Annotated in this window: 17 protein-coding genes; 8 read left to right on the top strand and 9 right to left on the bottom strand. The window is 42.2% G+C overall.

What is annotated here, in order from left to right:
• Positions 1 to 37: 37 nt before the first annotated feature.
• Together topA and ACGHVY_RS22310 are read right to left on the bottom strand one after the other, a co-directional pair.
• A complete protein-coding gene (topA, locus tag ACGHVY_RS22315) occupies positions 38 to 2389 on the bottom strand; it encodes a type I DNA topoisomerase (protein WP_390601652.1) in 2352 nt (783 codons plus the stop codon).
• A 185-nt stretch (positions 2390 to 2574) separates the two neighbouring features.
• Positions 2575 to 2886, bottom strand: a complete 312-nt coding sequence (locus tag ACGHVY_RS22310; protein WP_390601650.1) for a helix-turn-helix domain-containing protein — start codon at positions 2884 to 2886, stop codon at positions 2575 to 2577.
• Positions 2887 to 3124: 238 nt separating this feature from the next.
• Here ACGHVY_RS22310 and ACGHVY_RS22305 point away from each other — a divergent pair, with 238 nt between their 5' ends.
• The 5 genes from ACGHVY_RS22305 to ACGHVY_RS22285 all read left to right on the top strand — a co-directional run bounded on the left by ACGHVY_RS22305 (position 3125) and on the right by ACGHVY_RS22285 (position 9460).
• The gene (locus tag ACGHVY_RS22305) at positions 3125 to 4156 is read left to right on the top strand and encodes a S41 family peptidase (RefSeq protein ID WP_390601648.1); all 1032 of its coding nucleotides are present in this window, start codon (positions 3125 to 3127) and stop codon (positions 4154 to 4156) included.
• 310 nt (positions 4157 to 4466) lie between these two features.
• Positions 4467 to 5072 (top strand): DNA-binding protein, encoded by a 606-nt coding sequence (locus ACGHVY_RS22300; protein WP_390601646.1) that lies wholly within the window; start codon positions 4467 to 4469, stop codon positions 5070 to 5072.
• A 148-nt stretch (positions 5073 to 5220) separates the two neighbouring features.
• A complete protein-coding gene (locus ACGHVY_RS22295; RefSeq protein WP_002561845.1) occupies positions 5221 to 6384 on the top strand; it encodes an IS4 family transposase in 1164 nt (387 codons plus the stop codon).
• Between the two features lie 40 nt (positions 6385 to 6424).
• Positions 6425 to 8056, top strand: coding sequence for a hypothetical protein (locus ACGHVY_RS22290; protein ID WP_390601644.1), 1632 nt, complete (start codon positions 6425 to 6427; stop codon positions 8054 to 8056).
• A gap of 192 nt (positions 8057 to 8248) precedes the next feature.
• Positions 8249 to 9460, top strand: a complete 1212-nt coding sequence (locus ACGHVY_RS22285) for a 6-bladed beta-propeller (RefSeq protein ID WP_308745721.1) — start codon at positions 8249 to 8251, stop codon at positions 9458 to 9460.
• A gap of 157 nt (positions 9461 to 9617) precedes the next feature.
• On the opposite strand, the gene ACGHVY_RS22280 is transcribed toward ACGHVY_RS22285, so the two are convergent.
• The 5 genes from ACGHVY_RS22280 to ACGHVY_RS22260 all read right to left on the bottom strand — a co-directional run bounded on the left by ACGHVY_RS22280 (position 9618) and on the right by ACGHVY_RS22260 (position 17737).
• Positions 9618 to 11339 carry a TonB-dependent receptor gene (locus tag ACGHVY_RS22280; RefSeq protein WP_390601642.1) on the bottom strand — a complete coding sequence of 574 codons (1722 nt, stop codon included), beginning with the start codon at positions 11337 to 11339 and terminating at the stop codon, positions 9618 to 9620.
• A 29-nt stretch (positions 11340 to 11368) separates the two neighbouring features.
• Positions 11369 to 14386: a tetratricopeptide repeat protein gene (locus ACGHVY_RS22275; protein WP_390601640.1), complete on the bottom strand. Its 3018-nt coding sequence runs from the start codon at positions 14384 to 14386 to the stop codon at positions 11369 to 11371.
• A 23-nt stretch (positions 14387 to 14409) separates the two neighbouring features.
• Positions 14410 to 14613, bottom strand: a complete 204-nt coding sequence (locus ACGHVY_RS22270) for a hypothetical protein (protein WP_390601638.1) — start codon at positions 14611 to 14613, stop codon at positions 14410 to 14412.
• A gap of 957 nt (positions 14614 to 15570) precedes the next feature.
• On the bottom strand, positions 15571 to 17118 hold the full coding sequence (locus tag ACGHVY_RS22265; RefSeq protein WP_390601637.1) for an ATP-binding protein: 1548 nt from the start codon (positions 17116 to 17118) through the stop codon (positions 15571 to 15573).
• Between the two features lie 94 nt (positions 17119 to 17212).
• Positions 17213 to 17737, bottom strand: coding sequence for an NUDIX domain-containing protein (locus ACGHVY_RS22260; RefSeq protein ID WP_390602065.1), 525 nt, complete (start codon positions 17735 to 17737; stop codon positions 17213 to 17215).
• A 269-nt stretch (positions 17738 to 18006) separates the two neighbouring features.
• Between ACGHVY_RS22260 and ahpC the strand changes: the two genes are divergently transcribed.
• The 3 genes from ahpC (at position 18007) to ACGHVY_RS22245 (ending at position 22168) form a co-directional block, all read left to right on the top strand.
• Positions 18007 to 18573 (top strand): alkyl hydroperoxide reductase subunit C, encoded by a 567-nt coding sequence (gene ahpC, locus ACGHVY_RS22255; protein ID WP_390601635.1) that lies wholly within the window; start codon positions 18007 to 18009, stop codon positions 18571 to 18573.
• A gap of 85 nt (positions 18574 to 18658) precedes the next feature.
• Positions 18659 to 20209 carry an alkyl hydroperoxide reductase subunit F gene (ahpF, locus tag ACGHVY_RS22250; RefSeq protein WP_390601633.1) on the top strand — a complete coding sequence of 517 codons (1551 nt, stop codon included), beginning with the start codon at positions 18659 to 18661 and terminating at the stop codon, positions 20207 to 20209.
• A gap of 132 nt (positions 20210 to 20341) precedes the next feature.
• Positions 20342 to 22168 carry an endonuclease/exonuclease/phosphatase family protein gene (locus ACGHVY_RS22245; protein ID WP_390601631.1) on the top strand — a complete coding sequence of 609 codons (1827 nt, stop codon included), beginning with the start codon at positions 20342 to 20344 and terminating at the stop codon, positions 22166 to 22168.
• A gap of 76 nt (positions 22169 to 22244) precedes the next feature.
• On the opposite strand, the gene ACGHVY_RS22240 is transcribed toward ACGHVY_RS22245, so the two are convergent.
• Both ACGHVY_RS22240 and ACGHVY_RS22235 read right to left on the bottom strand, forming a co-directional pair.
• Complete coding sequence (locus ACGHVY_RS22240) at positions 22245 to 24194, bottom strand: glycoside hydrolase family 97 protein (protein ID WP_390601629.1); 1950 nt, start codon at positions 24192 to 24194, stop codon at positions 22245 to 22247.
• 2 nt (positions 24195 to 24196) lie between these two features.
• Complete coding sequence (locus ACGHVY_RS22235; protein WP_390601627.1) at positions 24197 to 25201, bottom strand: GRP family sugar transporter; 1005 nt, start codon at positions 25199 to 25201, stop codon at positions 24197 to 24199.

Here is a 25201-nt window from a genome sequence, read left to right as displayed (position 1 = left end):
CAGGGTGTTGGTCAGATATGGCCAACACCCTGTTTTTTTATTTTTTCTTGGCGGTTCGTTTTCCTCGTTTGAAGGAAGACGTTTCCTCTTTTTCGTCTTGTATCTTGATTAACTCCAAGCAACTTTGCAGACTCAAATCCTGTGGGACGATATCTTTAGGAATCTTATAGTTGTTACCTTTATAAGTAATATAAGGCCCGAAACGACCATTCAGAATTTCCAGTTCCGGTTCTTCTTCAAACTTCTTGATGTGGCGTTCGGCTTCTTTTGTACGTTTCTCCAGAATCAACTGTTCTGCCTCTTCCAGCGTGATTTCCATCGGATCCATTGTTTTCGGCAGTGATACATATACTTTATTATGCAGAACGTAAGGACCGAAGCGCCCGATACCTACACTGACCGTCTTTCCTTCGTATTCGCCCAACGTACGGGGTAACTTGAACAACTCCAGAACTTCTTCCAGTGTGATGGTTTCTATGGATTGTCCTTTTTTCAATTGGGCAAACCGCGGCTTTTCTTCATCTTCCGCCGTGCCGATTTGTGCCATCGGCCCGAAACGTCCGATTTTCACCGAAACAGGCTTTCCGCTTGCCGGGTCTTCTCCCAAAATGCGCTCTCCTATCTTATGTTCCGTCTTGATTGCCAATGTGTTTTCTACCGATGGATGGAATTTATCATAGAAAGTCTTCATGATGGAAGTCCATTGCACTCCTCCTTCTGCAATCTCGTCGAAATCCTTTTCTACGCTTGCCGTAAAGTTGTAATCCAGGATATCCGGGAAGTATTCGGTCAGGAAGTCGTTTACTACCGTACCCGTATCCGTGGGGAATAATTTGGATTTTTCCGCTCCGGTAATTTCGGAACGGTTTTCGTCTTCAATCTGATTGTCTTTCAGTGTCAGTACATTAAAGTTGCGTTCTTCCCCGTCCTTGTTTCCCTTTTCTACATACTCGCGTTGCTGGATAGTAGAAATAGTAGGCGCATACGTAGACGGACGGCCGATACCTAGTTCTTCCAACTTGCGTACAAGACTGGCTTCCGTATAGCGTGGCGGGCGTTGGGTGAAACGTTCGGTTGCGATGATGGGACCGTGTTCCAGTTTCTGACCTTTCTTTAAAGGTGGCAACAGGCGGCTTTCATCTTCCTGCTCGCTGTCATCGTCATAAGATTCACGGTAAACATGCAGGAATCCGTCGAACTTAATCACTTCGCCGACAGCAGTGAACACATCGCTGCTTCCACTAATGGTAATGGTTGCAGTTGTCTTTTCCAGTTCCGCGTCTGCCATTTGTGAGGCGATGGTACGCTTCCAAATCAGGTCGTACAGTTTCTTTTCTTGTGCCGAACCCTCTACGGACTGATTCTCCATATAGGTAGGACGGATTGCCTCATGCGCTTCCTGCGCCCCTTTGGTTTTCGTTTCAAAGTGGCGGGGATGTACATAACGTTCACCCATCATCTTGATGATAGCGTCCTTGCTGCCCGTCGTTGCAAATTCCGACAGGTTGACAGAGTCCGTACGCATATAAGTGATGAATCCCGATTCGTACAGGCGCTGTGCCAGCATCATGGTCTGTGCAACGGTATATCCCAGTTTGCGGGCAGCTTCCTGTTGCAATGTAGACGTAGTGAACGGTGCGGGCGGTGTTTTCTTTATCGGACGGGTAGTAATATCTTCGATAGCAAATTTAGCTCCCTGGCAAGCTTCGAGGAACGCCTTTGCTTCTTTTTTCGTTTTGATACGGCGGGCCAGTTCGGCTTTCATTTCCACCAGTTTCCCGTCAGTGTCGGGCACGAGGAAAACGGCGGTCACACGATAAGCCGCTTCTGACTTGAAAGCATGGATTTCGCGTTCGCGCTCTACAATCAAGCGGACGGCAACCGACTGTACGCGTCCTGCCGAAAGGGCCGGTTTCACTTTTCTCCAAAGGACGGGAGACAGTTCGAAACCTACGATACGGTCCAGGATACGTCGTGCCTGCTGTGCATTCACGAGATTGATGTCAATATCGCGCGGTTGTTCGATAGCTTTTAAGATAGCGCTTTTCGTAATTTCATGGAATACGATTCGTTTTGTGTTTTCCGGTTTTAGTTTTAAGACCTCATACAGATGCCAGGCGATAGCCTCTCCCTCGCGGTCCTCATCGGATGCGAGCCATACGGTTTCTGCCTCTTTTGCTTCTGCTTTCAGTGTGCTGACCAAAGCCTTTTTGTCTGCCGGGATTTCGTAGTTGGGTTTAAAATTCTTCTCTACATCGATACTGAAGTCTTTCTTCTTCAGGTCGCGTATGTGTCCGTAACTTGAAAGGACTTTAAAATCTTTCCCAAGAAACTTTTCAATCGTTTTTGCTTTTGCCGGAGACTCGACAATGACAAGGTTTTTCTGCATAATTCTTTCTTTTATAATGGCTTGTACCACAATATTCGGGAACAAAAGTAGAAAAAAAGATTCTCCCTACCTTATAATATAAGGAGAATTTAATAAATTCTTAAGATTTACATGTGTAAAAGCTAAGATTAACATTGGTAAATCTTAAGATTTAGTTTTGAGAAAAACAGATTGCCCGTGTGTGTTTACTCCATGATGGATGAAGGATTCTCCTTGGCTTTTTTGAGAAACTCTGTCGGTAACATGCCAAATTGTTTCTGGAAACACTTGGCAAAATAAGAAGAAGAACTGAAGCCGACAAGGAATCCTATTTCAGTCACCCTGTATTCACCCTCTATCATCATCCGGCAAGCTTCCTTCAACCGGGTGATTTTGATAAAGTCATAGGGAGTCATGCCGATAATCCCTTTGATTTTAGTGAATACCGAGGTTCGGCTCATGCCCAGTTCCTGTGCCAGCGTGCTGTCGGATAAATTAAAAGAAATTCGGGATGCCAAGAGAGATACGACAAGTTATTATGTGAACTTGGGAAATGAGAATATAGGAAACGCCGTATTTACGCATGAGGAAAGATATTCTAAATGTATCTTTCCGAATATTAGTTATCAGCTCTTATCTTTATTCCGATTATGGAATGCAATTCAGTATTATTTTCCTTATAAATATCTTCTTAAGAACAGTTGGGATGATGTCTTGCTGGATAATATACCTGCGTTTTTAGAAATAACGGACAGAATGGATTATGAGAATGCTTTGAAAAGATTTATAGCAGAAGTCCATGATACTCATGCCGGTATTTATGGCGGACCGATAAAAAAATATTTAGTGCCTGTTGTGATACGTTTCATTGAAGGCAAAGCGGTAGTGACAGAATATTATGAACTGAAATCTAGTTTCAAGGGTGAAGAGGATCGGACTTTGCAGCCTGGAGATGTAATTGTACGTGTCAACAGTGAAGAGGTCGATTCCATAGTAAAACGTATCACGCCCTATATATCAGCTTCTAATGAAGCAACTTTGCAGAGACAGATAGCTGTTAATGAACTTCTATGGTCCAATGATACACTATTGTATGTGGATTATGAAAGAAACGGGGCTGTTGAAAAAGCAAGAATCAGATGCGTGCCGAATCAAATGCGCGAATCTACCGTCTTTCAAAAGCCGCAGCCGCTTATTACCTACCTTTCTCCGGATATTTTATATCTGTATATGGGAAGTACCATCGGTGGAGAAGTCCCCCGGGAAATAAAATCTAAGGGAACGATTATTGATTTAAGAGCCTATCCTGTAATAGAGAAAATTAATGGATATTGGGAATATGATCTTCTGTATCCGTCTTCTACAGACTTTGCAACATTTACCCACGGAAGCCTTTCGCAACCAGGATTGTTCACTTTCGGTCCTGTAGTAAAGGTTGGAAAAGAGAATGAAGACTATTATCAAGGTAAAAAAGTAATTTTGATAAATGAAACAACACAAAGCCATGCGGAGTTCATGACTATGAAATATAGATGTACCCCAAACACAGTTGTTATGGGAAGTACGACTGCCGGTGCCGATGGCAATTGTTCCTATCTCATTTTGCCGGGTAACTTTGGAGTTACATTTACAGGACTTGGCGTTTACTATCCCGATAAGTCGGAAACCCAACAAATCGGTATTCTTCCTGATATTGAAGTTAAAAGTACAATTCAAGGCATACGCCAGGGGCGCGATGAAGTTTTGGAAGCTGCCATAAAGTATTTGAATGCTGAAGAAGTAAAGTGAACTTGTTTGAACTGTTGGTTGTGTAAAATCTAAAGTTCATGAATTGAGTGTCGATAATTAGGGATGAAGAAATAGACAAACAGATGAGATGGTGGAAATAAAAATCCGCTTTGCATAGAATAATATATGTTTATTCTACGTACATTTGCCTCATTAGCATCTCAATTATCGTTCAACAGTTGTCGGACAACAGTTCTACATTTATAGAACAATCGTTCCACATCTGTTGAACGATAATTGAATTGCAGGTTGGAATACTAATATAAGAGAGAAGGGAAATTAAACTTCCCTAATAAAAAAAGAAAAGATAATGAGTGTAAATTATGATCTCTACGAAACCCCTAATCCTGATAGGGATGGGAAAGAACTGCCTTTACATGCACGTGTGGTATTGAAAGGTAGCTATACGGCAAGTGAATTTATAGATATGGTGACAGCTCTTGAGCATATCCCTCATGCTCAGTTGGTAGGCTCTATCGAAGCAATTTCGAGCACGTTGAAGCATTTGCTTCTGAAAGGTTTTTCGGTAGAGCTGGGGGATATCGGTTATTTCTCTCTTTCCCTAAGTGTTGACAAAAAGGTGGTGGAACCGGAAGACTTACGTTCTCCATCGGTATCTCTTAAAGGTATCAATTTACGGATTAATCGTCAGTTTAAGAAAGATATTGAGACTTCATTGGAACTTCAACGCTGCAATTCACCTTTTCGTGTGAAAAATCCGTTGGATGAAAAGAAATGCTTGCAACGCTTAAACTCTTTTTTTGAAGAGCATCCATGTATTAACCGACAAGATTATATGAGACTTACGGGGAAAACTAAAAAGCAGGCACTGCAGGATATCAATGCTTTTATCGAACAAGGCGTGTTGCAGAAATATGGGTTGGGGCGTTCGGTGGTGTATATAAAAGTAGTGTAAGAGATTTCATAATATAATATGAACATTACTGTCCCGTAAAAGTGGATAAATAGTTCTTTGAAATAATTGAAATATAGTCTATTAGATACTACTTTTTAGGCGCGACGATTTGAAATCATACCTTTGAGGTCAATTAAGGTGACCTCAAATGAACCAAGATAAATATGTTTTCGCTCAGTTAGTAGAATTCTTGAACAATGATAAGTTCAGAAGACTTGTAGACAAGTATGATGGCAATCGTTATGTGAAACATTTCACTTGCTGGAGTCAGTTACTTGCAATGATGTTCGGTCAACTCAGTAATCGTGAAAGTCTTCGTGACTTGATTGTAGCTTTGGAAGCACATCAAGGAAAGCGTTATCATTTGGGATTGGGTCGTGAGCCCATTGCCAAAACTACGCTTGCATCTGCCAATCAGAATCGGGATTACAGAATCTTCGAAGATTTTGCTTTCTATATGATGAAGGAAGCATGTGAAAAACGATCGACTCACATCTTGGATATTCCAGGAAGGAAGTATGCGTTTGATTCCACTACGATTCCTTTATGTTTGGCTACATTCCCTTGGGCGAAGTTCCGTAAGAAAAAAGGTGGAGTTAAGGCTCATGTCCTTTATGACATAGAAGCACAACTTCCAGCCTTTTATACAGTAACTACAGCATCCAGGCATGATTCAACAGAAATGTCCGCAATTAATTATGAGCCAAATGCTTATTATATATTTGACAGAGCGTATGACTCGTTTAAAGAACTTTATCGGATTCATCTTACAGGTTCTTTCTTTGTAGTCAGAGCGAAGTCTAATCTGAAATGCAAGTTCTGTAAATGGAAGCGTAGAATGCCGAAGAATATCCTTTCAGATGCGGAAGTGAAACTGATAGGGTACACTTCTGAAAAGAAGTATCCTGAATCATTCAGAGTCATCCGTTTCTATGATGAAGAGGATGATCGTGAATTCACATTCCTGACGAATGCCAAACACATATCTGCACTTGATGTTGCCAATCTTTATAAGAAAAGATGGTTCGTGGAACTTTTCTTCAAATGGCTGAAACAACACCTTAAGATAAAAAGGTTCTGGGGTACTACCGAGAATGCGGTTCGAATACAGATTAGTGTTGCTATCATCACCTATTGTTTAGTAGCTATTGTCCAATATGATATGCAACTGAATCGTTCAACTTATGAGGTCTTGCAGATTCTTAGCATCTCATTAACAGATAAAACGCCTTTACAAGAGCTGTTTAATAAGACTAATTTCAATGATGTCAAAGAACAATTTAATCCCCTTATTCCGGGATTATTTGATTAATTAATAACTCGTCCCGATTTTAACGGGACACTAGTGTAATATGAATAAAAATAAGTATCATTGTAGTATATTTCTGTTCACCGGATGGCTCATTATGCTGGTCGGTTGTCAGCATGCCCCATCTTCTCTTTTGAAGAAGGCTATGCAGATGGAGAATGTTTCCGTCGATAGTATATTCTTTTATTTGCAACAAATAGACAAGCCGGAGAATTTATCTTCTAAGCAGCAGGGAGATTATTACTTTTTATCCTATAAGGCAACTTTGTGGAAGACCGGGAAACCTGTAGATTCTTTATTGCAGACTGCCATTCATCACTATACGCAAAATAGACAGTTATCTCAATGTTTGCAAGCACGTGTGGAGCAGAGTGCTTCCTATTTATACCGTAACCAACCTGATTCTACATTGCTGGTTTCGGATGTTCTTCTGCGGGAAGAGCTGCTGAATGATACATTAAGAACACAATTGTATGGTCTTAAAAGAGTGGCATATTCAAGAAATAAGGATTATGAACAGGCGTTGGACATGGCAGACAGCAGTCGGCAGCTAACTCGTAAGCACAAAGATACTCTTGCCTATTTTTCTGCAAGTAAGTTATATTTTCAACTTTTGGAAAAGGTGCAGGAGCATGACAGGTATACACAAGAATCTCTGCAACTAATGGAAGAGTTTGCGGATTCTCCCAATTACCGATATTTGAATTATCATATATTGGAGAACTTATTGACTACCAGTTTGGAAAGAAAAGATTTCCAGGCAGCACAATTGTATCTTCGTCAATTGTCAGCTCAACGACATAGCCGTCATGTCATTCCGCACTATTTTCTCCTTCGCGGCAAATCTTATGCGGCTTTGAATCAAGTGGACTCTGCCAAGTATTACTATCAGCAGGCTGCGACTTCCTCTTCAGATTTTATTGCCGTGGAAGCGAACGCGCTCTTATTTAACTTAATCAATGAGAAAGAATATCCGGAACAGGCTTTCTATATCAAGCAAAAAGAAAATAAGATCAAGGACGATATACTGACTAGTACCAAGGCGGAAATACAAAGAAGAGAATATAATGAGCTTAAATTAAAAAACGAACTCTACCAGTTGCATTTGAAACAACGCGAAAAAGAACTATGGATGCTGGGCATTGTAACAGCTTTGCTTAGTATTGGTTTTATAGCGTTTTTCTTTTATCAGAAGGAGAAGAAGAAACGGCTACAACGGGAAAATCTTTTGCTGCATCAAGAGGCGGAGCTAAGCGGACTACGGGAGAAAGAAATTCGTTTGCAAAATAAAGAAGCGGAATTGCGTGAGGCACTTTTCAGACGGATAGCCTTTTTCCGGAAATTACCTTCGCTCCATAATGATGAAAGTCAGGATGAGGTGGCTTCTAGTCGAAAGATAGTGGTGACCGATGCGGAGTGGATAGAGGTGATTTCTGTTGTCAACGAAGCTTTTGACCATTTTGCGGCAAGGCTGGAACAAACCTATCCGTCATTGAACAATAAGGATATCGGTTTCTGTTGTCTCGTCAAGATTAATGTTAACATGCAAGACCTTTCAGATATTTATTGTGTTAGTAAAGCAGCCATTACAAAACGCAAATATCGTATTAAAACAGACAAGTTGGGGATTATAGATGAAAATGTAAGTTTAGACAGTTTTCTTAAGGCGTTTTAGCTGTTGATTTGGGTCGTTTCAGTAGAGTTGTCCACCTCTTAATGAATGGAGTTGTTGTTTATTGTATTGATAATCAATGGTATGTCGGCAATACGTGTTACTCTTTTTGTCCGCCACATTTTTTGTTTTTCAGTTGGTTTCCCTCTACTTTTGTCCCAATATTCATTTGAAACTAACTAAATACATGTTCGTATGAAAAAGAAAATTATGATTTTGACTTTGTGTACTTTTTGTCTATTTTCATTGGTTGCTTTTATATGCAATAGTGAAGCGACAAAAGACCCTTTGGCTCTGTCTCCAGTTGCGGCAAAGCGAATCACAACACCTACTGGGACGTTGATTTCCTGTGATTTAAAAGCGTTGAAAGATACCGTGGATATACCACTTAGTTATTTGACCGAAGAACTTCAAGTGGTGAAGTTGGAAGATAAGGATGAGGCATTGGTAGGAGGCTGGGTTCGTACCACAGTCAGTGATAATTATATCTTGGTGAGTAACAAAAAACAGACTCCATACAAGCTTTTCACCCGTGACGGCAAATTCATCACTACTATCGGGGCTTACGGACAAGGACCGAATGAGTATGCAAACACCTACTCCGAACAATTGGACGAGGCACACAACCGTATTTATATTCTACCTTGGCAAAGTGATAAACTGCTGGTCTTCGACTTGAAAGGAGTTCCGCAAACTCCCATTCCTTTGTGTCTGCGCGTTCCTAAAGGGCAATTCAGAGTCGACACCGGGAAGTCGGAAGTAACGGTGACAACACTGCCTTTCCAGGGTTCTCCGGCTGTAGTATGGACGCAGGATTTTGAAGGAAAACGCAAAAATTTTATTCCTGCCCGGCATCTCACGGTTCCGCGTGATTTCAGCAATGAAGTATTTATGGACAAGAACACTCCCGATTACAGCGTTATGTTGATGACTATCGTACCTTCTCCGCGTGTGGATAGTTTGTATCATTATAATGCGCAGCAAAATAGGCTCGAAGCCCGGTTTACAGCGAATTATCCGAATAAGGAAAAAATTCCATGGCATGGTTATACCGAATATCCGCGTCACTTTGTCGGAGATGTTTCTGTTCCGGTGCAAGTGTCGGCAAATACCTGGAGTGGAAGTAAACCGGCCAAATATATCGTAGACAAACAAACCCTGCACGGCAACTATTTCCATTTGTATAATGATTTCCTGGGAACGAAGAAGATGCAGATATGGCCTTCGTTCAGTAATGGCTATTATATTGCCAACATGGAACCTGCGCAATTAAAAGAGACGCTAGAAAAAGAGCTGGCGCGAAAAGAGCTTCCCAGTGATGTACGGAAACGTACTCAAGCGTTAATGAGCTCGTTGGATGAAGACGGGAATAATGTGGTTCTCTTTGCTAAAATGAGAAATAAATAGCGGACTCGTAGATGGCAAATATTCGAGAGTTCTAAATCCCGCAAGTGCTAGTTGCTTTGTGCTAAGTGCCTTACTTCAATTAGTTTAATCACCTTATGATGCTAATTGAAGTAAGGCACTTTTGATAGTAAAAGCATTCAAACTTATTTTAATAACATTAGAACTGGAAACTCAATCCCCCTAAGAAATTGAATCCTTCGGCAGGATAGCCTAGATAATATTGATATTTCTTATTCAGTAGATTGTGTACTTGTGCATAAACGGATACTCCTTTGAACACATTGTAGCTGGCTCCGATATGCAAATCGTTGATTGCAGTCATTTTGAGATAATCTTCTACTTCTTCCCGGCTGATATAATCATAACCGAGATTCACATTAAGAGCGGAAATCGGATGAATACGTACATTGAAGGACATTTCACTGACAGGCTTTACCACCAATAATGCCTTTTCATTTTTGCTATCCCAATTACGATAGGTATATTTGGCTGATATTCCCAGAATGTCTTTGTAATCGTAGCAGATTTCGCCGCCGAGGTAGAAATTGTCCGTATTATCTTGAGCGAAACCAAGATATTCAATGCGAGGGACAGTTGAATCGTCGAAACCAAAATAGGATAAATCATTCTTCAAGTTCTGATAACCGCCATACACATTGAACCAAACTCCCGGATAAGGGCTTGCTTTAAATCCGACGCTGCCATTGATCTGCTCGTAAGTGTCATAAGGACGTTGTACATATCCCAAAGTAGCAGTGGTATTCGCCCCCGGCAGTTCTCCGTAAGGACAGACATTCTCCAATCTTCGGAAATCATTCAGTTGCTTGCCACCTGTTGCTTTTGCGTAAAGCACATAGCTGTCGGAGAAGATATACTGTGCAGTAATATCCGGTGAAACGCGGAAAGATTTGTCGAATCCGAAAGATAAGTCTACATTGGCTCCGATGTGTAATTTCCAGTCATCGTTATCCAGTTCGTAATAAGGATTCAGAAGAAGCGTTGTATAGTTCTTGAAAAACTCGTCTCCGGTAGCGGTATTCTTTGTATATCCGCTATACAGAAGATTATTCATCTCCAAAGCGATAGTCACCGATTGTTGGTCACCGATAGCTCCCGTGACATCGCCTTTGGTACGTATGATTGTTTCTTTAAGAGCTGTATTGGCTTCATTATCATTAATCATGTTATGCTGACGTTCATACATCAACAGATTCGTTTCGGCATTGAAACGGAGCGGTGCAGTTTCGTCGATAAAATGAATACCTGCATGAAAGTCACCGGAAGTGAATTTTTGCTTGCTGTTTACACTTCCCGGTTTGAGGTTGAAATTACTCAGACCGAAGTTTCCGGCAATATTCAAATCCAATTTGTTGAATTGGTGTGTATAATCCATATTTGCACGTGTGCGATAATAGAAAGCATTCCATTTCTCATCGTTTGTAAAAGGAAGAGTCAACTTTCCGTCCATTCCATCCATCTGGAAACGTACATTCAGTTTGTCTTTATCCGAGAGACGAAATAAATAATTGGCAAGAACATCCAGATTGCCTAAATTACCATATCCGGCACGTACATATCCGGGAGTGCTTCCGGGCTGGATTTCTTTTCCGGTATAAGGATTCATCAGACCCGCCGGGACAGAAGTTGCCGGAAAGAAAGTCGTAGCATACTCTACCTCTTTCTTGCTTACCGTCGGTTCTTCCACTTTAGGCAGGACGTTTACTTTCGAAGCGTCCATAATATCCGGGTTATATTCTTGTTCCACAACAACGGTACGATTCATGGTCGTATCTTTGGGCTGGGTAGTTTGGGCTTGAAGGCCGGACGACATGGAAATCGCCAATGCAAGTCCGCCTATTATATAAAGAGACTGTTTCATCTTATTCTTTATTCTTTAATTTTCAACTTTCAATTTGCACCTTTCAACTTAGCAAGTCTGCTTTCAATCATACTTTCTATATCGTCGTTGCCTTGGTAATTCTGTTGCAGACTCAGCAGATACTGGCGTGCGTCGAGGTCTTTGCCCATAGCGGCATACACATCGGATAAAAGGACGAAGCTACGTGCCAGCCAATAAGCGTGCGGTGTACTTTGTTCTATGTAGCTGAGCAGTTCTTTTTCCGCGGCAGCATATTCTTTCGCGTCATACAACGACTGTGCAACCAAATATTTAGCTTCCGCTCCGTATGGATTACGAGTATCCTTTGCCAGTTCGCGGAAGTCGTCCATTGCTTTCTTGTCCGCTTTTTGTTTGACATAAGCCTTAGCACGATAGTAAAGAGCTTCATTTCTCAGTTCAGGACTGAGTTTGGCTTCTGCCAGTAAGTCGGTAGCAGCATGGATGGTTTCAATGTCATTCCTCAACAGAAAGGCGCAGCGGAGTATTCCCGTTTCAGCAAGTTGGCGGCGTTCTACATTGGTTGCTTTCTCTTTCAGCATCTTATAACTAGCTAATGCTTCCGCTGTCTGTTGTTGATTGAACTGAACTTCGGCACGCAGGATAAGGGCTTCTTCGGCAAACGGATTGTTCGGATATTCCAGCAATTTGCCGGAGTGGAGAAGAATCATATCATAGTTCTTCTGTTCGTTCCCTATCAAACAAAGATAATAATGTGCATTCAGGCTGAAAGCCCCTTCCGGGAAAGTCTGCAAGTATTTGTTGAGACTCGTTTTTGCTTCTTCCATCCGTCCGCGCATATAAATCTTTTCTGCGGCGGCATAGGTCAGTGAATCCTGTTCGTTGGCATCGAAGCGGATATGCCCCGGCATGGCATTTGCCAAAGCCGCGAATTCGTCTATACGGTTCAAATCTACATAAATCGACTTTAAATCACGCATGGCCAAACGAGCTTCTTCACTGCCCGGATATTTTTCGATGACTTGTTTATAGGCTTCGATAGCCTGATTGTAATCTCCCTTCTGATAATACAGCAGACCGATTTCCGCTGCTGCTTTCCGGCTGACCGGGCTTTCGGGATATTTGTTCAGCAACTCCTTGAAAGCAGTAATTGCCTGACTGTTATTATCCATCAAGACATAAGACCGTCCTTTCTCGTAAATGGCATTCACGGCATAAGGAGAAGCGGGATATTTTCCCACCAGCCGGTTCAGCAAAGTAATCTTACCTGTATAGTCTTTCTGTAGGCCGGATACAAGCGCCAGTTGGTAGAAAGAATAATCTCCGGAAGGAGTATTCATCTGTTCGGCTTGCGAATAATAATGTTTGGCTTCCTCGAAGTTGCGTACATGCAAATGACAGTCACCGATACGGTTGTATGCATCAGCTAAAGCCGTTGCATTTTCACCTTTCTCCAGTTGGACATACTTCTGGAAATAATTGCTAGCCTGTGTATAGTCTTTCCGGTGGAAAGCGATATATCCCAGGTTATAATTGGCAAGCGCATACATCTCATTGTTGGGTTGGGTGGTCAGTTGCAGATAAGCGTTGAAATCGCGGGCAGCTTCCATCATCCGGTTGAGGCGATAATAAGATTCTCCACACCAGTAGTAAGCGTCTGCCTTGGTTTGACGGTTGTATTGTCCGATGGCAATGGATTGGTTCAGATATTTCAGAGCCTGTTCAAAGTCAGCGTTTGCAAAGGATTGTGTACCTAATTGGAACAGTATATTCTGTTTGGCTTCCAGTATCTGCGCACTTGGTTTGGCAATCCGGTCTATTGATTTCAAAGCCGCATCGTAGCTACGGGTATTCATGTAAACTTCCACCAGATAGCTGCTGACTTTTTCAGCATAAGGTGAAGTCGGAAATTCGTTCAGGAACTTCTCGAAAGCGGTAACAGATTCACCAAAAGCGGAGAAAGAAGTCTCATGTAGGCAGAGTGCGTAGTTGTAAGCCGCCTGTTCTTTTATTTGCATATTGGCGTTGGACGCTGCTGCCTGTTCAAAAGCCATGCGGGCTTTGTTTTTTTCTGCCAGTTGCAGATAGGAGATACCCATATGCAGGTAAGCATTCTGTGTAAGCGCATCATTGGTAGTTGTCACTTTACCGAGTGTTTCGGCTGCTTTGGAATAGACTTTCGTCTGGTAGTAAGAAAGTCCCAACATATAAAGAGCATCCCGTCGGGGAGCCGAATGGTCTTTATTCAAATATTCATTGAATGATTCTACCGCTTTGTGATATTGCCCGAAGTGGTAATAAGCATCTCCGAGGATACGGTACATCTCCGCCGCGTGTTCATTGTTCGGATAAGCCGACAGATAATTCTGTGCTACAATCTGTGCCTTATCATAGTTTTTGAGCTGTACATAAATCTCGGCAATATAATAAGGAACGAGTGCCTTGTATTTCGGATTGTCTTGTAGCGGAAGGAAACCTTTCAATGCTTCGTTATAGCGTTTCTGTGTGTAACGGATATAAGATATGTAATAATCGCAATCTTTTGCATATTTCGGGCTGTTGGCGCGGAGAGTCTCAAACCAGATGGCTGCTTCTCTCAAATTATCAGTTTTCAGATAGCAGGTAGCCAATTGATACGTGCGGTCGTCCCGTTCTTCATTGCCGAGCAAATCGAGGTCGGTAGAATTAAAGAGCGCCATCGCTTCATTGTACTTTCCTTCGTAGAAATAGCAGGAAGCCAACAATGAATAAATTCGATTGGCGTAAGGCGTATCAGGATAACGGTCGAGATATTTGCGGAGCAGTTCGATACGGTTCTTGTCGTTCAATTCGTATGCTGAGCTGACCAGCATATACTCCGCATCCTGAAGAAGGCTGGCTGTTGGCTTTTGTTTTACAAATGCCTTCAGTGCCGGCAGGGCAGCGGCATAATTCTTTTCCTGGAAAAGTTCTTTTCCTTCTTTATAAAGGTTGTCAGTCGAGGTGAACTTGTCACCTGTCTGGGCAAATCCTATAATGGGTGCGCAGCAGATAGCCGCACAAATGAGTCTGGTAATTTCTTTTTTCATAATCGGGTATTTATGCAAAAGTACTACATATCTTCCAAAGACAATCCTTTGAAAGTTATTTTATAATCATTTAATTCTTTATGTAAAGTTTCGCTCTTCTTTTCCAACACGGAAATGCTTATTTTTCTGGGGTTTCTTTTTACTTCTCCGATAAGGGCGGTTTTGTTGAATCGGTTGAGGGCTATCAGGTTTATCGCTATTTCTTTCTTTCGGTCATAAAATTTCATACTGCAGGCTTTATTCTTAATGGCGGTTAATTTAATGGCCATTAAATTAATGACGATTACAAAGATAATGAAAGTCATGCTATTCTTCTCATTTTGAGTGGTATAATATACTTATTTAAGATTATGGGCTGATTGTGTGCCTTGGTTTTAAATGGTCTTTTTATAGGTTTTGGGTTAAACCCAACTTTTCATCAACTTCTCCGCTTTCTGCTTTCAGTTTTCTCTGTAATTCCCTGTTCATCGGTGTTCCGGCTGAAAGCACCTGCTGAAATCAGCTTGTTTTGCTTTCAGTTTCCCGATTTTGCAAAAACAGAGGCTCTGTTTAATAAAAATACAGGCTTTGTTCCCACACATCAGAACCTCTGTTCTTATAGATTAGAGGCTCTGATGTGCGGGAACAAAGGTGCTAATCCGTGGGAACAGAACCTCTGAACCGTGGGGCGAATTCGATATGCCCAGTGCTCAGAAGAGGTATGGGCTGGGCATAGAATAGATACATGCACAGCGCAGACATCAAGCTGTTTAGTGGGTATATATATCTATTGTGGTGGCTATATATGTACACCATGGTGGCAATATATATACAGTACGGTGGATCTATATGTCCAATATGTTGGTTATATCGACATATGTCAGGATAGGTTCAAATGTTGAATTTATTTACTGATTGATTTTGGCGTATTTTGAGAAGCTGAAGGCTGAAAGGATACTTTTCTGAGTGCTTTCATCCGGAACGCCGATGAATAGGGGATTGCAGAGGAAATTGAAAGCTGAAAACGGCTTTGATTACTTTTTGTTGGATGGGATAAAAGCTATCAAAAGAGCCTGTTCGGATTTAAACTAAGTACTTCTTCTATCTGATTCGTCTACTTCACTTGTTAAAGTCTTGTACTTCTTCTGTCTCGTTCTTGTACTTTACTTTATCAGCTCTTGTACTTCACTTTCCCAACTCTTGTATTATTCTACAATCCACCTCTCAATATTCCTTGTCTGGCTGCTGAAGTTAATCCCTATCTTGAATAACTTACGAGGATCGGTTGCAAAAGGCTGCGCATAATTCTTTTCGTTTATTTGTCTGAGAGCTTCTTCGGCACTGCCTTCCAGTTTAAATTCCATTACATATATAAACTCATCGGTTTGCAGCACGAGGTCGATGCGGCCTTGCGATGTGTGGTACTCTGCCTTTACATAGAAACCGATAAGCTTGAAAACGATGAACAGTACATTTTGATAATGTAATTCCTGGTCGCGTATTAACTCATAGGGGGTATCGGCAAAGAAGCTTTGCAGGCGGCGGAAAAAAGATTCATAATCGCCACTCTCCACCTCGCGGACAAACTTTAGAATTTGAAAAGGTGATTCTACCTTATTTGTGTTCGCATAGAATGGAAGCAGGAACTTCATAAACCCTTCTTCTACTTCGCGATTTGGAAACCCCAGGCGATATATGCCAAAGCGTTCATCGAATTTCTTTATAGTGAGATATCCACTTTGATAAATCACAGGAATAGGATTGGTCGAAGCCGAATCGACACTGTTCAGTATGTCCGCATCGGTTTCTACATGCGCCATACAGTGCAGGTCATAGTGATGGGCTTTTAATAATTCCACCAGATAAGTCGGTGTTCCTGTTTCAAACCAGTAACTGCCGAACTTCATTTTGAAGAATGTATTAAGCACGCTGAACGGATTGTATATGCCGACAGAATTTTCGACGAAATGATACCCATCATAACACGTCTTTAATTCACGGCATACTTCTTCATAACTCATTTTCTGTTTGTCGGCAAGTTCGAGCAGGTCTTCTTCCAGATTGTCATGGATTTCTTTTTCCGTCATACCGCATATTGCTGCATAACGCTCGTCCATAGATAAATCTATCAGATTGTTTAACGCGCTGAATACACTTACTTTACCAAACTTGGTGACACCTGTCAGAAAGGCGAACTTTATGTAGCCGTCCATCGTTTTTATAGCTCCGTAAAAAGCTTGCAAAGTGTTGCGGAAAGCTTTTTGCAGTTCTTCGTTGCCGATAGCTTGCAGCATGGGTTTGTCATATTCATCTACAAAAATGGCAACACGATTTCCGGTCTGCTCATAAGCACGGCGGATGATACCCTTGAAACGGAGAGGCAACGAGGTTTCAGAAGGTTCAGTGCCGTACACCTTTTCCCATTTGTAAAGAGTATCGTTCAGAATATTTTCCAGACTTTCCAGATTTTCATACTTTTCGGTATTGAGGTCTATGTGCAATATCGGATGCTTTGTCCAGTCTTTTTCCAGTTTCTCTATCGCGAGTCCTTCAAAGAGTTCGCGCTTGCCTTCAAAGTAGGCTTCGAGGGTAGACACTAACAAGCTTTTCCCAAAGCGGCGCGGACGGCTCAGGAAGAAATAGCTGCCTGTTTTTACCATTTGATAGACTAAGGCGGTTTTATCAATGTAGAAGTATCCGTCTCTGCGAATCTTCTCAAAGTTCTGTATTCCGATGGGGTAAATCTTGCTCATGACTAGGATAGATTTAGAATTCTAATGTTACAAAGATACACCTTTTTCTACTTAGAACGTAATTTGCAAACCGAAAGTTTTGTAAATCCTGTGGTTAGCTATGCCGGTGCAGAAACCGTATAAGTCCCCGCCGGATGGAATCCAACCCGAAATCTTCCGGACGTATCTCCGATAAAGGCAGGAAGAAAGAATCTGCTACATCATCCATTGCCGAGAAATGGCTCATATCTTTTACAGTGCAGAGAAAGAACATGTCGAGTGTATGGACAGGAAAACCGGAATAGATATAGATGTTCGGCAGAGAGAACTGATAGGTCGCTTTCTCGATCTTCAACCCTGTTTCTTCCAGCACTTCTCTGCTCACGCCTTCTTCACCTGTTTCATCCATATCAATAAAGCCGCCGGGAAGGTCGAGCGTCCCTTTGGCGGGCTCTTTGGCACGACGGCAGACTAACAGCTCATTCTTTTCATTCAGAATCAGCGCCACGGTAGCGGCGGATGGATTGAAGTAGTAGACAAAGCCGCAGTCGGCACATTTCTTGGATTTTTCATTGTTGACCTCGAAATGCGAAGAACCACATTCGGGGCAATATAGGAATTGGTCAAGAGGATGTTTCATAATCATATATAGCTGGTTTCAATTAGTATGTTTCCGTACGCAAAATTATAAAAAATATCGGATGGACATTGCCCCAGCCTACGAATCATTCAACATCTGTCCGGAAGTTGAATGATAAATTTCATCTATCAGCGCATAGAATTATTCGATTGGACTTTCTTTGCAGGGCAGTTGCCCGCCCCTTATCTTTGCATCAGAAACAAGAAACAAAACGAAGTTTCTGATGTTATAAGTCAAATCAATTAATAACAATAAAAGCAATAAAGATTATGGAACCAATTTTAAATTCTCAACTTCCTGAATTTAGTGTTCAGGCTTTTCAAAACGGAGCTTTCAAGACTGTAACCAACAATGACCTGAAAGGTAAATGGGCGATTCTGTTTTTCTATCCTGCCGACTTTACTTTCGTATGTCCTACTGAATTGGTGGATATGGCTGAAAAGTACGAGCAGTTCAAAGCGATGGGCGTAGAAATCTACTCGGTAAGTACTGACTCTCACTTCGTACACAAAGCTTGGCATGATGCTTCTGAAAGTATCCGCAAGATTCAATACCCGATGTTGGCAGACCCGACAGGCGCTCTGTGTCGTGCACTCGGAGTATATATCGAAGAAGAGGGTATGGCATACCGCGGTACATTCGTAGTCAATCCGGAAGGAAAGATTAAAGTGGTAGAACTGAATGATAACAACATTGGCCGTGATGCGAGCGAATTGCTTCGTAAGGTAGAAGCTGCACAGTTTGTAGCGACTCACGACGGAGAAGTTTGTCCGGCCAAGTGGAAGAAGGGTGAATCAACTCTGAAACCAAGCATCGATCTGGTAGGTAAGATTTGATAGATCTTGATAATGATGATTATGAAAGGCCGGTAACGGGAGACGCTGCCGGCCTTTCTTCTCAAAAAACGAAAGGAGAACAGGTATGTTAGAATCTGCATTAAAAGAACAATTGAAGGGTATCTTTGCCGGACTGGAGGCGAACTTTACTTTTGATATATCCGTATCATCCAGTCACGAAAACAGAACTGAACTGGTTGAACTGCTGGGAGATGTAGCGGACTGCTCCGACCATATCACTTGTGTAGTGAATGAAGGAAGCGGACTCAAATTTACTTTATTGAAGAACGGTGACCGTACAGGAATCACTTTCCGGGGAATCCCCAACGGGCACGAGTTTACTTCGTTATTGTTGGCTATCTTGAATCTGGACGGTAAAGGAAAGAACTTCCCCGATGAGGCTGTCTGCAACCGGGTGAAAGCATTGAAAGGCCCGATACATTTGGTAACTTACGTCTCGCTGACTTGTACGAACTGCCCTGATGTCGTGCAGGCTTTGAATGCGATGACAACGCTGAATCCTTCCATCACCCATGAGATGGTAGACGGTGCGCTTTATCAGGACGAAGTAGACGCGTTGAAGATACAGGGAGTTCCTTCCGTATTTGCAGATGGTAAACTGCTACATGTAGGTCGCGGCGAATTTGGCGAGCTGCTTGCGAAATTGGAAGGACAATACGGTGTTGATGAAACTAAAGCGGTGGCTGAGGTAAAAGAATATGATGTGATTGTTGCCGGAGGAGGTCCTGCGGGAGTATCGGCTGCCATTTATTCGGCTCGTAAAGGGTTGCGTGTAGCTATCGTAGCCGAACGTGTCGGCGGACAAGTGAAGGAAACTGTCGGCATCGAGAATTTAATCTCTGTACCCGAAACAACAGGAAATGAACTGGCTGATAATCTGAAAACTCATTTACTGCGTTATCCGGTGGATTTGTTGGAGCATCGTAAGGTAGAGAAAGTAGAAATACTTGGAAAGCAGAAACTGGTAACTACTTCTGTCGGTGAAAAGTTCCTGGCTCCGGCATTGATTATTGCGACCGGCGCAAGCTGGCGTAGGCTGAATGTTCCGGGAGAAGCGGAGTATATCGGTCGTGGTGTTGCTTTCTGTCCTCACTGTGACGGTCCGTTCTATAAAGGAAAGCACGTAGCGGTAATTGGCGGTGGAAATTCAGGAATCGAAGCGGCAATAGATTTGGCAGGTATCTGCTCTAAAGTAACCGTCTTCGAATTTATGGATGAACTGAAGGCAGATAACGTACTTCAGGAACGGCTTAAAACATTACCGAACGTAGAAGTCTTTGTCAGCTCACAAACTACCGAAGTGGTAGGAAACGGTGATAAACTGACTGCTTTACGTATCAAGGACCGTAAAACGGAGGAAGAACGTCTGGTGGAACTCGACGGAGTATTTGTGCAAATCGGGCTTTCTGCCAATAGCAGCGCATTCCGCGAAGTGGTGGAAACCAATCGTCCGGGTGAGATTGTGATTGATGCGCACTGTCGAACTAACGTGACAGGTATCTATGCAGCCGGAGATGTTTCGACCGTACCTTATAAGCAAATCATTATCTCTATGGGAGAAGGGGCGAAAGCTGCGCTTTCCGCATTTGATGACAGAGTGCGGGGCGTTATTTGAAACGTGCAGATATAATAGACACACACAAGCAATTCATGGTAAAAGCTGTAAAGGTATGGACACATATCTTTGCGGCTTTTTGTTTTTTCACTACCTTTGAGCCGCTTAACATTAACCCCCAAAATGAGAAACATGAAAAAGAATCTTTTATTAATTATTGCTACTCTATTTATTTTTCCGTTACAGGCTCAGAATACATTAAAACTGATGACCTACAATATCAAAAATGCAAATGGCATGGATGATGTCTGTGATTTCCAGCGTGTAGCGAATGTGATAAACAACGCTTCTCCCGATGTGGTAGCCATACAGGAAGTAGACAGCATGACGAACCGGAGCGGACAGAAGTATGTCTTAGGTGAAATTGCCGAACGCACACAAATGCATGCTTACTTTGCACCTGCTATCGATTATGATGGTGGAAAATATGGAATCGGGTTACTGACCAGGCAAGTTCCAGTGCGTCTGCAAACTATCCCCTTGCCGGGAAGAGAAGAAGCACGTGCCCTGATTCTCGCAGAGTTTGAAGATTATATTTATTGTTGCACTCATATGTCGCTGACGGAAGAAGACCGAATGGAATCATTGAAGATTGTGAAATCGTTTACTATTCCTTATAAAAAGCCTCTTTTCCTGGCCGGAGATATGAATGCCGAACCTGAATCCGACTTTATTAAAGAGCTGCAAAAGGATTTTCAGATTCTTTCCAATCCCAAACAGCATACTTATCCGGCTCCTGAGCCAAAGGAAACGATAGACTATATTGCGACATTAAAATCCAATGTAAACGGTTTTGCTCTTATATCTGCGCAGGTGTTGCATGAACCTATGGCTTCCGACCATCGTCCTATATTAGTAGAACTCCGGACTGCTGAAAAGGAAAATAAAATATTTCGCACTAAACCTTATTTGCAGAATCCGGTAGGTAATGGCATAACTGTAATGTGGGAAACTACTGTACCTGCTTATTGCTGGGTAGAATATGGAACGGACACTACTCAACTGAAACGTGCGCGTACAATCGTAGACGGACAGGTGGTTTGCAATAACTACTTGCACAAAATACGCATAGACGGTTTGCAACCCGGTCAGAAATATTATTACCGTGTATGCTCACAAGAAATACTACTTTATCAGGCGTATAAAAAAGTGTTCGGCAATACGGCACAGTCGTCTTTCAGTGAGTTTACCCTTCCGGAAATAGATGCGGATTCTTTTACTGCCATTGTCTTTAATGACTTGCATCAGCATACCAAAACTTTCCGTGCCCTGTGCAAGCAAATACAGAATATCGACTATGACTTCGTTGTTTTCAACGGTGATTGTGTAGACGACCCTGTTGACCATAATCAGGCAACCACTTTTATCAGCGAACTTACCGAAGGTGTCCGTGGCGACCGCATACCAACTTTTTTTATGCGTGGTAACCATGAAATACGAAATGCCTATTCTATCGGTCTGCGTGACCACTATGACTATGTAGGAAACAAGACTTACGGTTCTTTTAACTGGGGAGATACCCGTATCGTTATGCTGGACTGCGGAGAAGACAAACTGGACTCTCATTGGGTGTATTATGGTCTGAATGATTTTACTCAATTGCGTAATGAACAAGTGGATTTCCTGAAAAAAGAACTGTCTGCCAAAGAATTCAAAAAAGCCAAGAAACGTGTTCTTATTCACCATATTCCACTTTATGGCAATGATGGAGTGAATCTCTGTGCCGACTTGTGGACTAAAGTACTGGAGAAGGCACCTTTCAATATCAGTCTGAATGCACATACTCATAAATATGCTTATCATCCGAAAGGTGAGCTGGGCAATAATTATCCGGTTGTTATCGGTGGCGGGTATAAGATGGATGGCGCTACGGTAATGATTCTGGAAAAGAAGAAGGATGAATTGAGGATTAAGGTGCTGAATGTGAAAGGAGACGTTTTGTTGGATATTACGGTCTGAAACGATTGGGAATAAGATAAAGGCAGGCTGTCTCAAGATAAAGAGGCAGCCTGCCTTGTTGAGTAACCGTAAAATGTTACTTCTCTATATGAATAATACCTGTATATCCTCCTCCTCTGCTCATATCTATGGGCAGTTTTTCATTGTTCTTGATTATTTGTTCTATTATTTGTGAGTCTTTCGCCTGTTGTCCGGCATTTACTCCGTCTATATGCGCTTTTATTTTCTTCGGGCCGTTTCCTATGAATGATAAATCAATCTCAATATGCCGTGGGGCAGCTCCGTTGATTACTCCGATATACCATGTATCGCCATGCCGGCGTGCAAGAGCGATATATTCACCTACTTCTCCCTCCAGAGGGACTGTCTCGTCCCAGGTCGTAGGAATACTTTTGATAAATTCGAAACTCCGGAGATTCTCGTCATATTTAGTCGGACTGTCTGAAATCATTTGCAATGGGCTTTCGTAGACTACATACATTGCTAACTGGTGGCTACGTGTGCCTTGGCTCATCGGTTCATGTTGATTTTCATAGAATGTTTCCGGATGTGCGTTAAGCATAGCTCCGGGAGTATAGTCCATTGGACCTACCCACATACGCAGGTAAGGGATGATTACATCATGTGTAACCGTGGCTCTCTTACTCCATTTATTATACTCCAACCCTATCACGCCTTCACGTGTCATCAAGTTCGGATATTTGCGCCTCATGCCTTCGTTGGGGTAAGAACCGTGAAAGTCTACTAATAATTTGTATTGAGTGGCTTTAACGGCTACTTGTTCGTAGAAGTTAACCATTTTGGCGTCATTACGGTCCATAAAGTCTATTTTGACTCCCTTCACTCCCCATTTGCTGAATTGTGCAAAAGCCTCATCCATTTGCCGCATAATGTTCACCCATTTTGACCATAATTGGATACCTACTCCTTTTTCTGTTGCATATTTACAGATACGCGGAATGTCAACATCGGGATTGAGGGTTAACAGATCGTTACGTGCCGACCAGCCTTCGTCAATCAGAACATATTCGATATGATGTTTGGCTGCATAGTCTACCAGATAGAGATATGTATCGGTGTTAATGCCGCTCTTGAAATTTATATGATAGATATTACGGTCATTCCACCAATCCCATAAAACTTTACCGGGTTTAACCCAAGTATAATCGGCAGATTGTTCTTTCTCTTCGGAGAGTAAATATATAAGTTCGCTTTGTAATATGGAAGAGGCATTGTCGAAGATACCGGTCACCCGCCATGGAAAGACCCGTTTCCCGCAGTTGGGGATAAGATAGTTTTTGCGTGTGGAGGCATAGATTTTATTATCCCCTTCGTATGGCACTTCCTTATCCGGATAATTGGCAAAAATACCATGAAAGGATTCTTGGGCAGGTTGTAAGTACATTCCCGGATAATTATAGAGATTGGCCTCTGCTAATAATACCTTGTATTTGTCTACTTCAACCATTACAGGAGCTACGGAGAAACTGTCTTTGGGTAATGCATTGATCGGCTTTACCGTATAATCCTGCTCAAACCAGTTTTGTAGCTGGTCGGTTAAAAGAGTGTACGAGGTATGATCCTGTCTGAAGCGGAAAGATACAGACTCTTTCTTTACAGGTTGTTTATTGTTCGCAGTACTTACGAAACGATAGGCCACTCCGTCATTGTAGACTCTGAATTCGATTTTATAGTCTTTATAGATTAGCTCAACCTGGTTATAACTATTCATTGCTTCTTTATATTTACGCGGCACAATAAATTCCACTTTCTCCGAAATGCTTTTATGGGTTACCTTTCTACATTTGTCTGTTCCCCAAATGTCGTTTCCGACTGTAAGTGAGAGCGGGCAAGTATCAAGAATCTTTGTTCCATTCCGGGATAAACTGTAACTGACCTGGTTGTCAGTCTCGATAGTTATCACATTTTTCTTGTCCGGAGAACTAGCCTCAATTATTTTGGCGACTGTTATCGAAGGATAACAAAAGGCTGTCGTCAGTAGAAAAAGAATATAGTTTATCTTCATAATTAGTTTCCTCCGGATAAAACGATGAATGATAATCCTGCGATGAACAGGATAAACATGAATCCTAAAAGCCTGTCGGTTGATTTGGAACTACCGGTGAACTCTTTCCAGATAAATACCCCCCATAAAGCGGCAATCATAGGCGCTCCCTGTCCGAGAGCGTAGGAGATGGCAGCTCCCGCTTTTCCTGCGGCGATATAGCTTAATGCAGTTCCCAATCCCCATATACATCCTCCGAGGATGCCAACTAGATGTGTACCTGCTTTTCCGGCAAAATACTCTTTATAGCTTACCGGAGTTCCTACAAACGGGCGTTTCATAACAACTGTATTGAATAGGAAGTTGCTCAGGAAGATACCGATTGAGAATATAAAGAAAGCGGTGTATGGAGTAGCCATGCCCGGAGTAGGAGAGTCAAAATTGTTAAGGTCCATGGCAGCAGCTACAAAACGGTAGAAGAAAGACATAAGTATGCCGGCAATAGCCGCAAGAATAATCCCTTTCTTGCTATTATTATTTCCCTCTTTTTGTTGCCTGCCTGCCGCTATCCCGTTGCAAATGATAGCGATAACAATCAGGATTACTCCAGTAAACAACCAGAACGGATCTCCTTTAGGAGTGCTGAAATAGTTGATAAACACACCTAGTACCAAGGCAAGTCCTACGCCCAACGGAAAAGCAACCGCCATGCCGGCAATGGAGACCGAAGCTGAAAGTAGGATGTTGGAAGCATTGAAAATAACTCCTCCGATCAGGGCACTGACTATGTATCTGGTATCTACTTGCCGGATATCTTCCAAAAAACCTCTACCCGAATCTCCGAAACTTCCGAGTGTGAAAACCAGAAGTAAGGCAAATAATAAGATACCGATTGTATAATCCCAGTAATAAAGCTCATAACGCCAGTTCTTGCTGGCCAGCTTCTGGGTGTTACCCCAGGACCCCCAACATATCATGGTTATGAAGCAAAAGATAATGGCTAGTGTATAACTATTGACTATAAACAT

The sequence above is a fragment of the Bacteroides sp. f07 genome (genome assembly GCF_042854785.1).
Lineage (GTDB): Bacteria > Bacteroidota > Bacteroidia > Bacteroidales > Bacteroidaceae > Bacteroides.
Note: the sequence above shows the minus strand (reverse complement) of the source record. Positions and strands in the feature narration are given on the sequence as shown.